The following is a 15,171-nucleotide window of genomic DNA, read 5'->3' as shown; positions in this document are numbered from 1 at the left end:
GGACGCGCGAAGCGGCCGGCGGAGAAGACGCAGAAGGGCGGGAGCGCCGTGACGGAACCTCTGGAGAAGCGCCTGGAGAAGGCGATGGCCGAACTCCAGGCGGCCCAGGAGGCGGTCGCGCGCACCGAACGCGAGCTGCGCCAGGCGTCGTTCGCGGTGCTCTCCTCCGACCGCGCGGTCCGGGCCACCGTCGGCCCGCAGGGCGAACTGGCCGGGATCGAGTTCCTGGAGAACAAGTACCGCGACATGTCCCCCCAGGAGCTCGCCGCCAGCGTCCTGGAGGCGGCGAACGCGGCACGCGTGAAGATGAACCGGCACGTGATGAAGGCGATGGCACCCTTCACCGAGCCCAGCGCCCAGGTGCCCGAGCTGAAGGGCTTCGAGCTCGACTGGGAGCGGATCTTCGGCCCCGAGGTGCTGCGCGAGGACGACGAGGACACGGAACGCGACGACCGGACGGCCCCCGCCTGGCGGGACGCGCTCGGCGACGACGGGGAGGACTGACGATGGGACAGCGGTACTACGTCGACCCGCACCGCATCGAGGCCCTGGCGAGGCAGCTGGAGGAGATCGGCGTCCTGGCCGGCAGCCTCACCGAGGAGTTCCTCGACGAGGTGGCCCTCACCGTCACATGGCCTGGCTCGGAGGGGGAGTTCGCCGAGAAGGCGAAGCCGCAGGAGCTGAAGGAGCGGCAGACGACCAAGGAGACCATGATGGCCATCCGTGACGCGCTGGTGGGCATCACGGACGCCACGGTCGGCCAGGTCCGGATGGTGAAGGACACCCGCGACCGCAACCTGGAGCACATCGAGCGGCGCAACAACCGGCTCGGCACCGACGGTTTCGACGGCGACGGCCCGGGCGGGCATGGCCGCCGCTGAGCTCCGCACCGCCGGCCGCTCCCGCACCACGCCGGGAGCGGCCGCTCCGTCCTGCCCGTACGGCGCCCGGGGCGGCCCCGTATGAGCATCCAGGCATCGCCCGAGGTCAACGCGATGATCTTCATCCTCACCGGGGAGAAGCTCATCGACGCCGACGAGGACCTCGCCTACGAGAGCCGCCGCGCCTACTCGGGCCTCGGCCGCAAGCTCGACCGGCTCTCCTCGCTGATCGACAAGTCGATCCACGACATCGCCGAGGTGATGCCGGACGACCTGGCCAAGTCGTACGCCAGGGCGATGGGCATGCTCATCGACGACGGAGGCAAGAACTATCTGCGCGACTTCGCCGAGCAACTCGACAAGATCGCCGAGGGCCGGCGCAAGACCTCCATGGACATCATGGAGTCCAAGTGGCAGGTCATCGCCGAGATCATCCGGCTGCTCATCGAGATCGCCATCTACCTGGCGCTGTCCTTCTTCACCGGGGGCCTCTCGGCCAGCCAGATCATGATGGCCAAGCTGCGCAGCCGGTTCCTCATCCTCACCACGCTCAGCCACCTCCTCCAGCGGCTGCACATAGCGCCCTCGCTGACCGAGGCGTTCGCGGAGGCGTTCACGACCTTCGCCGTGCGCCTGGCGATGATGAACTTCGCTCCGGACGGCCGCCGCCCCGACGGCTTCGACTGGAACGACATCCTCAAGTCCGCCGCGTTCGGAGCTGCCGCCGGCTTCTTCACCAGCATCTTCGACAGCTTCGCGAAGCACATCGTGAAGAGCTACGACAACAACTTCCTGAAGAACGGGCCGGACTCCGAGTTCAAACCCAAGCCCACCCCCAACCCGAACCTCCGCGACACCCCCGGCCCGAACCCGCGCGACACCCCCGGCCCCGGCTCCGGGAACAACCGCCCCGGCCCCGAACCGGACCCCGACCCCCGTCCTGGCCCAGGCCCGAACGGGAACGGCCCCCACCTCACCAACAACACGCCGCTCACCTTCCGGGGCGGCCCGCTCTCCTTCCGGAACAACCCCAACCTGTGGCGCAACAGCCAGATCCTGCGCAACAACGCCGACCGGCCGGGCGCGCTGGCCGGCCACTACGGGCTCAAGGGGACGGCCGACTTCCTCGCCGCCGGCTCCGGCGAGGCGCTCGCGGAGATCCTGATCAAGGGAGCCTTCGACGGCGACTGGTCCACCAGCTGGTCCACCTTCGTGGGCGCGGGCGTCAGCAGCCAGGTCGAGGCCACGCTCACCGACACCGCCCTGAACAGCGGTGCCGAACTGCGCCACGCCATCGACAAGTTGCGCAACCAGCCGCCGACGGTCTCCGGCGGCGGCACGGACACGGACACGGATTCGGACTCGGGCACACGGGACTCCGCCGATTCCTCCCGCTCCCAGAACGGCGACGGCCCCGACCGCACCGGCGCTCCCTCGACCACCGATCTGACCGGCGGTGCCGCGCACACGGCCACCGGCTCCGCGGGCAACCCGCCCCCGTACACCACGTCGGACCCGCCGCCGTACTCCCCGGGCACGCTGCCCGTGACGGCCGCCGAGAACGCGCTGTGGCAGCAGGTCCACACCGGCCCGGCCGAGGTCCGTGAGCAGGCCCTGCGCGACCTCGCGGCCCTGCGCGACGCGCAGCCGCCCGGTGCCACGGAGATCGGCGTCCGCGACGGCCTGCACACCGACCTGTCACAGCTGCCCGAGGTCCGGGTGGTGCCCGCCGAGAACAGCCTCGCCGCCGAGGTCGACGCCGACCAGGTCCGCCGCGCCCTCGACGGGTTCGGCACGCCGGTCACGGTGGACACCCCGCTCACGTCGGACGTCGAGGTGAGCGGGCAGGACGGACGTACGGCAGCCGCACCGGGCCAGGAGAGCGGTGGTCCCGTCGCCTCCCACGCCCCCACCGGCACCACCACGCCCGGCACCGGTACGGGCGGGCGGCCGGGTGGCGTCCCCACGGGCGGAGGCACACCGTCCCACGGCTCCGGTCAGACCGCGCAGCAGCAGAGCACGACTTCACCGCAGTCCACGACTTCCACGGAGGCCAGGACTTCCTCCGACTCCACGACTTCCTCGGATTCCACGTCCTCCTCCACGGAGTTCACGACTTCTTCGGACGGCGTCGGCCCGCCCGAGATCGCCGCCACCTCAAACTCCTCCACCTCGGACTCCTCCACCGACAGCGCCTCCACCCGCGCCGCGGACCTCACCGCCGCTCCGCCGAAGGTGGGCACCACGGGCGCGTACGCCGACACGGGCGACGTACGCGACACGGGCGACGCAGAACCGACGCCGCCCCTGACGATCGTGGTCTCCCAGGCGGCGCCACCGGGGGAGGGGTCGCCCGAGGCCGCCGACCTGCTCGACGGGGCCAGGACGGACCGCGCGGTGGTGCTCGGGCCGCCGGTCACGCCGGACGGGGCGGCGCGCCCGGTACGTGCCGCCGTCGAGCTGACCCGCGAGGGGCCGGGCGCCCCGGTCCGGGTCCGCCCGCTCACCGGCACACCGCTCACGATGACGCCGGACGGCACGGACGACACCCAGATCGCCTTCCCCGGCGCGGACGTCCTGCTGCCGCTCGCCGATGCCCTCGGCCCGCCGGCCCGGCCCGCCACCGTGAGCACCGGGACGACCGGCGTCGATCCGGCGCCCACCCCCCGGGTCGAGCCCTCGGCGAAGGTGCTCAAGGTGCTCACGCAGAGCCCGACACCCGCGTCCGGCACCGCGGTCGCGCAGGAATCCACCGTGGAACCCGCCGTCCTCACCGACCCCCCGGCCGCCAAGCTCGCCACCCTGTCCCGCCCCTGGACCGAACCGGCCACCGAGCTGCACCTGGAGTCGGGGCACGGCGACAGAACCGGCGGCGAGGTCCCTGGCTCGGGCGGCGCCCGCGGGCCCGAGACCGACGCCACCCCACCCCCGTCCACCACGCCCCAGGATCCCCCGCCGACGCCCCTCGCCGCGCCCCCACCGCCGGCACGGATCGTCGTACGGCCCGCGGAGGGCACCGGTACCACGGACGACGGGAGCGGGCCCGCGCGGTCCACGACCGAGCCGGCCGTCATCACCCTGGACGGCCTCACGGTGCCGGTCGCGCAGGTGCGGCGCTGGGTGCCGGACGCGGCCCACAAGACGCCGCCGGGGCGCGCCGTACAGACGTTGACCATTTCTCAGAGCCCGGCCGAGGACGGTACGGCGCACGGCGCGGCGCGTCGGGCGCTGCTCGGCCAGGACACCTTCCGCGGCGTGCGCACCACCACGTCCGGTACCACCACGTCCAGCCCCACGCCCTCCGGTCCCGTCGCCTCGGAGATCGCCAGCGCCGATCTCCCCGCCCCTCGAACGGTGTTCACCGGACCGCCCACCCCGTTGCCCGGCTCCGGCACCGAGCGTGGCGCCGACTACTTCGGGGGGCACGGCACCCCCCGTACCGTCACGCTGGGCACCGACGACGTGGCGCACCCCACCGTGAAGGTCAGCGGTGTGCAGTTCGGCGAGCTGCTCAAGTCCTGGGCGCGGGACGGCGACCAGGACCGTCCGCTCGTGCTGTTCTCCTGCGAGACCGGGCGGCAGCCGGAGGTGGCGGGGCTGCCCGTGGCCCAGCACGTGGCGAACCGCACCGGGCGTCCGGTGTACGCGCCGACCACCGAGGTGGGCACGGCACGCGACCGTGCAGGCGACGTCCGCGCGGTGCTCACGGAGGGACCGGACGGGCCGGGCCGCTGGCGGCTGTTCACCCCGGAACCCGCCGGCGCCGACCTGGACGGGTTGGCGCGCGACGCCGGTCTGCACACGGGTCCGGAACCGGCCGACGCCTTCGCCAGGGCCCGTACCCTCCAGCAGATCCGCACCCTGCGCGACGCCTTCGGCCCGGACGCCGAACAGCGGCCGGAGAGTCGCGAGTTGCTGGCAGGGCTCGCCTACGTGGACGGCTTGCGCTGGCTCAGCCCCCGGAGCGCGGCCCGCTACGGCGACGGCCGGATGACGCCGGACCTTCTGCGCCGGATGGTCCTCGACCGGCGCGGCACCACGGGCGGCACGACCTCCGACCCGGCGGCCGACTCCACGGTCGAGGAGTTCAGCGAGTTCCTGCGTGCCGCCGCCGCGTTGCGCGGCACCGCCGGCCCCGACACCACGCTCGACGCGCTGCTGCCCCCGCCGCCGCCCGCGCTCCCGCCGCACACCCTGGTCTCGCCGGAGGACGTGCGCGGTCTCTCCTACGCGCCGTCCGCACAGATCACCTGGTCGCTCTCCAGCACTCCGCTGCCGCTGTCCGAGCTGGCCCTCAGCCCCGAGGACGCCGCCGAACTCGCCCGCCGCAGGCCCGACCTGGCGCCGGTGCCGAGCCGCCCGGAGAGCCTCGCCGGCGACCTGGACCTCCTCAGCAAGGGCGCCGCCACGACCCCCGACCCGGCGGACACCGTGCACGCCGACGGCCTGGCCTTCCGGCGCCTGGACACCCGGGCCGACGGGAACTGCCTCTTCCGCGCCCTGCTCGACAGCGCGCGCGGTCTGGACGTTCCGCCCGCCTGGGCCGCGCGGAACGTGGCCGGACTGCGCACACTGCTGCGCGACCGGATGGCCGGGTCCGAACTGGCCGCCGCGGCCGCCGAGGCGACCCCCGACCCGGTGCTCGCCGTGGTGGACGACCTGCGGATGACGGCCCTCGCCGGGGTGCGGGACCCGGAGGCGCGGCGCCGGATCACCGAGCGCTGGAACCGGATCGCGCAGGCCGTCGTCACCGACGGCGACGCCCGCCAGTGGCGGCGCCTCCTGCGCGACAGCGGCTACCCGCACCTCGCCGACGTGGCGCCCACTCCCGCCCAGGCGCGGCGGCTCGGCACCGAGGAACTCGTCGTGGCCGCGGCCGAACTCCCGGAGCTGTGGTCCTCACCCTTCGCCGACGTGCTCCCGCAGGCGCTCGCGCACACCCTCGACCTCGACCTGCGGCTCGTCCAGCCCGACCCGCAGTCGCCCGGAGACACCCTGGTCACCACCCTCCACCCGGGCGGCCAGGGCGGCACCCTGCACCTCGCCTACAACGGCAGCGACCACTACGACGCCCTGGTCCCGGCGACGGCCCCGCTCACCAGCGGCACGAACCCCGCCACCCCGAACCCCGCGACCCCGAACCCCGCGACCCCGAACCCCGCGACTCCGGGCCCCGTCACCGACGAGCCCGACGGCTCCGACCTCTTCGGCGAGTGGCTGCGCAGCATGGGCGGGATCACCGACCTCGACCGCCCCGCCCCGGAGACCCCCGACCGCGGCGATCCGGTGCCGTTGGAGACCCAGCTCGAACGGTACCGTCCGGCCCGGCTGCTCACCGGCCCGGACGCCCGGCCCCCGGCCCCCGCACCGCGCACCGTCACCTTCGAGGACGGCAGCCGGCTGCCCGCCGTACTGCTCAGCCCGGGCGCCGATCCGACGGCCGGGAATGCGGGCGGTCGCACCGACGACGCCCCGAGCGGGCTCCTGACCGGCCCGGGCGTGCTCACTCTGCGTTCGCCCGAGCAGGTGGCCGAGGAGATCCTCGGGAAGCTGCCGAAGAAGCTGCGGGCCCAGTTCGACGAGGCGGAACTGCTGCGCCTGCTGACCGACCAGCCCGGCGCGTTCACCGCCCCGCGCGGCGCTCGCCTGGTGGGCCGGGAGAAGTCCGGCGTCGGCCATGAGATGACCGTCGAGGCCGTCCCCTACCACCGCTGGGAGCGATTCTCCGACGTCGACGGCGGCACCGTCCGCCTCGACACCATGCGGCGCGGCCAGGCCGGAACAGGCGGCGGACGCAGCGTCGGCCACGGGCGCCGGATCGCCGCCGCGCTGAGCATGGGCCCACCGCTCAACTGGCTGCTGAAGATCGGGCTCTCGCTGGGCTGGACACGCAGGACCGACTACACCCAGGGCACCCAGGCGTACCACCAGACCGAGTACCGCGCCGTGGACGGCTCCCATCTGCACCTGGACGACGTCCACTACCGGGTGCGGGTGGAGCGGGTCACCGAGGCGCCGAAGACCGACGGGCCGGCCGACGCGACCCCCGCGCCGGGCCCCCGCTGGCAGCGCACCCCGGTGCACACCGCGGAGTTCGCCATGCGGGACGGGTTGAGCTGGCGGCTGCCGGACGACCTCACCGTGCCCTTCAAGGGACCCCGCCGGGCGCCCGAGACGCTCACCTTCCCGGACGGCGTGGAGCCGCGGGTCACCGACACCACCGGACTGCACCTGACGGACCCGCCGGAGGACCTGGCGCTCGCCGTCTCCGGTGCGCGCCCCGGCAGTTCGGCGCATCGCACGATGGTCTCCTACGTCCGTCCGGGGCGGCTGCTCGCGCTGTTCGGGCGGTTCTCGGGGCCGGTCAGCGGACCCGAGCTGACCCGGGGGAGCGGTCAGCACCCGCTGGGGCATCTGATCGTCGAGCGGTCGGTCCCGCACCGGGCCACCCTGGTCACCGAGTCCGTCAAGGCGGAGCTGCGCGATCTCACCCAGACCACGTACCAGAACGAACGCGGCCACGCCCGCGACACCCGCTTCGGCATCCAGGTCACCGCGGGGCCGAACTACACTCTCGTCGGCCCGGAGACCGACGTGCGTCTCCAGGGCGGCCCGCTGGTCCGCGCGGACCTGAGCACCGGACGGGGGCACTACCTCGGTACCGACGCGGCCCGCAAGACCACCGGACGCGTCCGCAACCACCCGGTGGCGCTCTACCGGGTGGAGCGCACCCTGATGGTGCGCAAGGCGGGCGAACCGTCCTCCGCGGCCCGCCCGGTCCGGGTGGTCAGCCTGGACTGGATCTCCACGCAGGACGCCCGCCGGCTCGCGGGCTGGGACAGCCGCACGCCCGGCCGGACGGGCCCGAACCCGGACGCCGAGCCGCCGGTGCCGTGGTACCTCACCCGCGAGGACCCGGTCCACCTCAGCGGCCAGGTCCGCGCCGAGGGCTTCCGCCCCGACCGCCCGCAGAACGCCGTACCGGGCCAGACCCAGAACCCGCAGCAGCACCCGACCCAAAACCCGCAGCCGAACCCGACCCAGAACCAGGACCAGCAGCCGAACCCGACCCCGAACCCGACCCCGAACCAGGACCAGCAGAACCAGAACCAGCAGAACCAGAACCAGCAGGGCCCGAACCAGAACGGGAACCCCACCCCCCAGGACCCCATGCGGGCCTTCACGGACGCCGTACTGGACACCCTGCACCGCTCTTACCCGTCGCTGTTCGTCCCGCCGCTCATGCTGCGGCACCCGCGGCTGGCGAAGTTCTGGTACGGCGACGGGCGGATGCGCACCGCGCTGCACAACGACCGCCAGGTGCGCGAGGCGCTCAACCGGCCCACCCTCGCGCAGAGTCTGGACGACCTGACCACCACCGGGGTGCCGGTCACGCTCACCGAGGACGGCAAGGTGCGCCGCGGCCACCACACCCTGATCCTGCGGGCGCGGCTCTCCGACCGGCGGTTCGAGACCACCATGAGCGAACGTTCGCTGCGCAACGCGGTGATCGGCACCGAGTTGTCCGGCCAGGGGCAGCAGGCGTCCACCACGCTCTCCGGCGGCGTCGAGTTCGGCGTCGCGCCGCGCGACCACGACAAGGTGCCAGAAGCCGGGGCGCCGCGTCAGGCCGGCAACGTGTCCCTCGGCGTCCGCTACGCGAAGACGGACCAGAAGGCCACCCGCAGCACGGTCGCGGTCACCCACGACCACCTGACGTTCCAGAACGGCGCCGACCTCTACAGCTACCAGGTGGAACTGGGCGCCTCCTTCGAGGGCCACCGCCGCCCGCGCGGCTGGGCACGGCTCGCCTCCGTCGGGCTGCTCGGCGCCGGCGTCTTCGTCAGCAAGGTCGAGGAACGCCCGCTGTTCACCCGGGGCAGCGAGACCGTGGGCCGGGTCGAGCTGGCCGTGCCCGCGGCGCACGGCTCCGACCGCCACGCCCCCGCCGACCCGCCGCCCGGCGGCCCGGCACCGGCGCCCGTCCCCGCGCCGCGACGGCTCTCCGCCACCGAGGCCGAGCAACTCCTCGACGGCACCCGCCCGCTGCCCAGGACGGAATCGGCCGACCGGCTGCTCACCCGCAAGCTGCTGAGCGCTCCTCACGTGGTCCTCAGCACCGAGGGCGGTCCTCAGCGCCAGCAGCTGGTGCAGGACACCGCCGACCGCGCCTCGGGCACCTCCTGGCACGTCAGCGCGCCCGGCGCCCCCGTCCGCACCGCGCTGCGCCGGGCGATGGCGAACCTCCACGTCGCCGGGCAACTCGGCCAGTACCTCGGGCCGTTCGGCGCCCGCGTCACCGGACTCAACGGCGCCGGACCGTTCCAGACCCACTACCTGAAGGCCGCGATCCGCGGTGAACTGCACAACCTGCGCATCAAGAGCGACCCGAAACCCGCCAGCCTCGAAGCGACCATCGGCAACGAGCACCGCGTCGCCGCCGGCGCCGGCACCGCCTCCCGTACCACCGTCGGCCTCCAGGGCGCCGACTCGCCCCTGCAGCATGCTCCCGGCGGACAGCCGGTGGTCGGCTCCTACGCGACCGCCCTCCAGTACGCCTGGGGCAAGGGCCGCAGCGTCTCGCAGACCCTCACCCGGGGACGCAACACCACCCTCACCTTCGCCGGGCGGATGTACCTGGTGGTCGCCGACGCCGCCGAGACCGTCGCCGTGCGGGACCGCTGGACGGCCGCGATGGGCGCCGTCGGCACCGGCGCCGGGGCCCGGATCAGCGGCGCGGCCGGCCGGCTCTCTGAGCGCCTCGGCCGGAGCCTCTCCCCGCGCCGGGCCGCCGCCGCGCTCCAGCGGGTCCGCGACGCCGTGATGTTCCATCTGCCGATGCAGGACGCCATCGAGGCCGGCCTCGCCCCGGACGGCCTCGGCACCACCACCCCGCGCAACCTCGGCGGCGGCTACCGGCTGCCCCCGTTCCTGCGCGGCCGGCGCTTCCCCAGCCACCCCAGCGGCCAGCTCGACGCGACCCAGGCGGCGCGGCAGCTGATGGGGCGTCTGGAGAGGATCGGCGTGCCCTCGCACGACCGGGAGCAGGTCCTCCAGCGGCTCTCCCCGGACTTCCTGCGCGCCCAACTGCACGAGCTGACCACCGACGGGATGACCCTGCCCGTCCGCTACCGCACCTGGTCCAGCCCGTTCCGGCTGCCGGTCGGCGGCAGCCCCGCCCAGGTCCGGTTCAAGCTGACCCCGGTGACCACCACCGTGGAACGGCTGCGCACCGGTTTCGAGCTGGAGGACTACCGCACCACGGCCCGCGACGACTCCCGCGCCGGCTCCCAGGACCGCGGCGCCGACGTGACCCTGAGCGCCTCCGAACGCGCGGCGGGCAGCGGCGTCCTCGTCGCCAACCCCTCGCTCCAGGGCACCGCGGCCAAGCAGCGTTCGAACACCCGCACAGAGACCACCGGCAGCACCTCGATGCCGAACATCGCCACCACCCAGGCACACGCCGAGATCGTCACCCGGTACGTCCTGACCGTCACCATGACGGACGCGGTCGGCGAGCCGCTCTCCCCCCGCGCCGTCGCCCCCGTCGGCAGCCTCAACGAGATCCTCCCGGCCGGACTGCTCACCCCGGACGGCGACGGCGCCGACGGCGCGCTCACCGAGCGGGACGTGCCCGAACCCGAGCGCGCGGTCCGCATGCTGACGGCCGACCAGGCACGACCGGAAGGCATCGCCGCCTGGCGCGGCGCCGACGACCCGGACGTGCTGCCCTTCGACGACCGCATCGGCTCCGGCATCCTCGCCGTGGACGTCCTCGGCTCGGCCAACGTGCAGGACGCCCTGACCCTGGCCACCGCCCGCGCCGACGGCCTCGGCGACAGCGACCTCGGCAAGAGGCACACCGGCAAGGTCCTCACCGAACGCGTGCGGATGGCCCGCCTCACCCCGCTCACCGGCCTCGGCACCGCACCCGCCCAGGCCCAGCAGGAGGCCACCACGCAGGTCGGACTGACCGCAGGCTTCCGCGAGGCACTCGGAGCGAACGGCTCACCGCTGCCCACCCAGGCGTCCGCCCGCCTCCTCGGCCAGTCCCACACCGCCGACTCCCGTCTCTACGCGAGGATGCACCGCGGCGGCGCCCGGCTGCTCGCCGTCGAGAGCAAGCCGCGCATGGAGGCCATGCAGCGGACCAAGACCTCCGACGCCGCCGAGGCGGGCATCACCGACAGCGTCGAGGGCACCGTGGGCACCTCGCCGCTGGCGGGCAACAGCAACGCGGGCGTCACCAACCCGGGCGCGAGCGTCCCCATCGGCGGAGCGACCGACGGCACCACGCTCAAGGGGACCGTGGACACCACGCTCGGCACCCACCTCAAGGTCCTCACCGACCGCAGCATGCTCTTCGCGGTGCCGGTGAGCTGGCTGTCGGTGGCCGAGGTGGACCACCGGGTCACCGACAGCCGCCCGCTGCACGCCCTCGGCAAGGCCAAGCGCGGCCCCCGCGCCGCCGAGGCGGAGACCACCGCCCTGATCTGGCTGCGCGAGGACCTCGCCCGCGACTACGGCCTGCTGGACGACACCACGTTCCCCGACGAGGTCGGCACCGCATGGGACGACATGGCCAAGGCGGCGGGCGACCTCGCCACGGCCGAGAAGGGCTACTACGACGCCCGCGCACGGGCCCGGGAGACATGGCTCGACCTCGGCGCGGAGGAACAGGCGGCGCTCGGCGACGACCAGCCCGACCGGCCGACCGTCCTGCCGCAGGCCATGGCGCAGTCCCCGGCCGTCGCCGCCTGGCAGGCCGCCCGCGAGGAGGTGCGCCGCTGGGAACAGCGCACCGGCGCCGCCGCCGAGGACCATCACCGCCTGCACCTCGCCGCCACCCGCCTCACCGCCCACCACCAGGGTTCGGCCAGGGTCCCGACACGGGACCGGCCCCAGACCCACACCGCGCCGGACTGGCGCTCCGAGGCACCCGAGCCCTACACGATCACCGGCGGGACCGGCTCCACGCCGCGCACCCTCACCTCTCCCGACGGCACCACCGTGCGCGAGCTGCACGACATGCCGCACGACGGTGCCTCCTTCCTCCACGCGCTGCTCGCCGCCGCCGAGGCCCGCGGCCGGCTGCCCCACCTCCTCGGCACCGACCTCGCCGACCGCTTCACCGCCGCCCCGGGAGATCCGGCGCTGACCGAGCGGGCGGTCCACGCCGCCCGCGACCGCCTCGCCTGGGCGCTCGGCGAGGACGGCAACGCGGATCTGCTCGACGCCCTCGCGCTGGACGCCGCGGACACCTTCACCCAGGACGAACTCGACTTCGCCGAGGTCGGGTTGACGCCCGCGCAGCAGGCCGAGTTCGACGCGTTCGGCCGTCTCCCGCAGACCTTCTGGCCTACCCCCGCACAGCGGGTACGGCTGGCCACGGCGGCCATGTTCCGCCCGTTCACGAGCGAGCCGCAACCGGACGGCACCGGCCGCCCGAACGGCCCGGGGGGACCGAACGCCACGGGACAGCCGAGTGCCACCGGAGAGCCGGACCGCACCGGGCGGCTGGACGGCACGCCGCCGCCCGAGCGCCGAGCGGGCGACCACGGCGGCGCCGACCTGCTGCCCGCCCTGGCCGCCCGCGTCCTGGGCACCCCGCTCACCGTGGTCACCGGCGAGGGCCGCGAGCAGCTCTTCCTCCCGCACGGCACCGACCAGGCCGCCGTCGACCGCGCCGCCGACCCTGTCCTGTTCACCGCCGACGGCTTCTTCCACGCCGCCCTCCCGCCCGGCACCCCGCCACCGGTCGCCACCGCCCTGCCGGCTCCGACGGCCGCGACGGACTCCGGCACGAACGCCGCCACCACGCCCGCCACGTCGGAACGCTCGCCGGCCGACCCGCCCGCGCACCGCAGCCACACCACCCCGCCCTGGCTGCCGCCCGCCGACAGCGGCGGCGGCCCGCGCTACCGCCTCGCCCGCGACGGCGTCCTCACCGCGCCCGACGGCGCCACCTGGACCCAGGGCACCCCCACCGGCCGGGGAAACGGCTTCTTCGCCGCCCTGTCCACGGCTCTGCGCCACGCCGCCGGCCGGCCCGGCCTGGACAGCCACGAGGCGACCCGGCTGCGTGTCCGCGCCGGGGCGCCGCCCGCCCGGCTGATGCGTCTGAACGGCCTCCCCGGAGACCCGGCCGAGCGCGACTCGCTCTTCACGCCACCGCCGCTCCGGCAGCGCCCCGGCGCCCCCGCACCGACCAGGGAGGCCCGCGAGGCGCACCTGCGCCGCCATCTCGCCGAGGCTCCGTGGGGCCCGGGGGCAGACCGCGCGGTGGCCCGGTGGGCCGCTGCCGCGACGGGCGCCACCGTCACCCTCGTCGAGGAGAACGGCACCGCCCACACCTACGCCGGTCCGTCCGGCGAGTCCGGCCCGCACCTGAGGCTCCGCCGCCGCGGCGGCGACTTCGTCCCGCTGATCCTGCGCACCCCGGCACCCCCGCCGCGCCGGAACGAGCAGGACCCCGCCGCGGTCCCGCTGCCCCCGTCCCCCACGGGCGGCGACGCCACGAGCCCGCCCACCGAGGAGGAGGCGCTGGACCTGAGCACGCTGTCCGGCAACGCCCCCACCACCGGCACGGGCCCGGAGTCGGACGCGGAGATGGACCTCGGCTCCGAGGACGACGGCTCCGCCGACAACAGCCTGGGCGACGACGGCTTCGAGGACTACGGCCTCGGCGACGACATGGACGAAGGAGGCGCCGACCCCGCACCTGAGGAGACGGCCGTACTCACGGGTCCGGAGATCGGGTTCGCGACCGAGTTCGCCGACCTCCTGACCGAACCCGACCTCCGCGTGGACGCGTTGCTGGACGTGGTGCGGCGGCGCGCCGCGCAACTGGGCGGCGGCCTCCCGGACGTGGCCTTCGACAGTGCCTTCCACGAGGTCACGGGCTTCGGCCTGCCCGAGGCCCTGGACCTCGCCGAACAGGACGGCAGGCTCCAGACCGAGGAGTACGACGCCCTGCGCGAGGCGCTCGGCCTGGGCACCGGCGGACCGTTCACCCAGACCCGCCCGACCGGCACCACGGCACGCGACCGCCAGGTGACACTGCGGATGCTGGACCGGGTGGCCCGCCTGGTGAAGGACGTCCTGCGCAAGGAGAACCGGCAGGCGGACGCCCAGGTCACCCCGCACATCGCCGTCGCCCTGCTGCCGGACGGCTCCCTCGGCATCGCGGGCAACACCGGCGCCAAGGCGCTCACCGGCGACGAGGCGGCCCTGGTGGCGCAGGAACTGCGTTGGTTCGCCACCGGTCAGGAGCCTGCCGGAACCCCCCAGCAGCAGAAGATCGAGAAGTGGAACAGCGACGAGGCGGCCCACCGGGACTCGGCGGCGCGGCTGGAGGACCGGCAGCGCGCACTCGACCACGGGGAACAGGAGCTGTCACGGCTGCGGGACTCGCTGAACGAGCGGTACGAGTCGGGGGTCTGGAACGACGAGTTCCAGCGGCAGTGGGACAGCCTCCCCGAGGCGGAGGAGTCCCTGCGGCAGGAGCGCCGGAGCCTGACGGCCGACCAGCGTCAGTGGCGCCGCGACGAGGGATGGCTGGCGCGCAGGCGGCCCGCGATGGCACGGGAGATGCGCGACCGCACCAAGCTGCGCGCCCTCGCCACCGGCTGGTACCGCCTCTACCATCCGGACTCACCCGAACTCGACCTCGTCAAAAAGGCGTTGGCCAACCCGACCCTCCTCAACGTCAGCGGTCAGGAGGCGACCGGGTCGAGCGTGTCGTACGGCTCCGAGCACGGTGAGCTCACCCTGCTCGGGCACTGGGTGGAGCACTGGCGGAACAACCCCGGAGACCCGGCCGCCCCGCAGACCCTCCCCCTCGGCGGCTTCAAGATGGCCTGTGCCGCCTGCGACCTCGCCTACCAGGCGGTCAACGAGCACATCGGGCGCCCCCTCGGCCACCAGGTGCGGGCGTCGGGGACCCACGGCACGTTCTTCCCCGGCTGGCGCATGCCCGAGTGGATGCGGCAGCACCCTCAGGTGAGGGAGTACATCAGCGACAACGCGGAGACCATCGGCGCGAGCCTCGACCACAACGGCGTTCTCCACGGCGACAGAAGCGACAACGACAACCCGCAGAACCCCGACGCGTCCTCCTCCGAGTACGAGTCCGGGGGCGAGGAGATGGAGCTGGACACCGCGACGGACGCGATCGGTCCCCGTCTTCCGCAGCCCGCCGGGGCGCCCACGCAGCAGGTGTCGCCTCCTTCCCCGTCCCGGCGCGACAGCCGCCCGCGTTTCGTGGTGCGTTCGGGCTTCGACGCGCGCC

General features: G+C 74.4%; 3 protein-coding genes. All 3 read left to right on the top strand.

Annotated elements, in window-relative coordinates; genetic code table 11:
• Nucleotides 1–48: 48 nt before the first annotated feature.
• The gene (locus ACWCPM_RS06100) at nucleotides 49–504 is read left to right on the top strand and encodes a YbaB/EbfC family nucleoid-associated protein (protein WP_450974926.1); all 456 of its coding nucleotides are present in this window, start codon (nucleotides 49–51) and stop codon (nucleotides 502–504) included.
• Between the two features lie 2 nt (nucleotides 505–506).
• Nucleotides 507–881: a hypothetical protein gene (locus ACWCPM_RS06095; RefSeq protein WP_450974925.1), complete on the top strand. Its 375-nt coding sequence runs from the start codon at nucleotides 507–509 to the stop codon at nucleotides 879–881.
• 81 nt (nucleotides 882–962) lie between these two features.
• Nucleotides 963–15,171, top strand: a 14,209-nt coding sequence (locus tag ACWCPM_RS06090) for a WXG100-like domain-containing protein (RefSeq protein WP_450974924.1), incomplete at its 3' end; no start/stop codon positions are given.

It is taken from the genome of Streptomyces sp. NPDC002309, from assembly GCF_053593375.1.
Note: the sequence above shows the minus strand (reverse complement) of the source record. Positions and strands in the feature narration are given on the sequence as shown.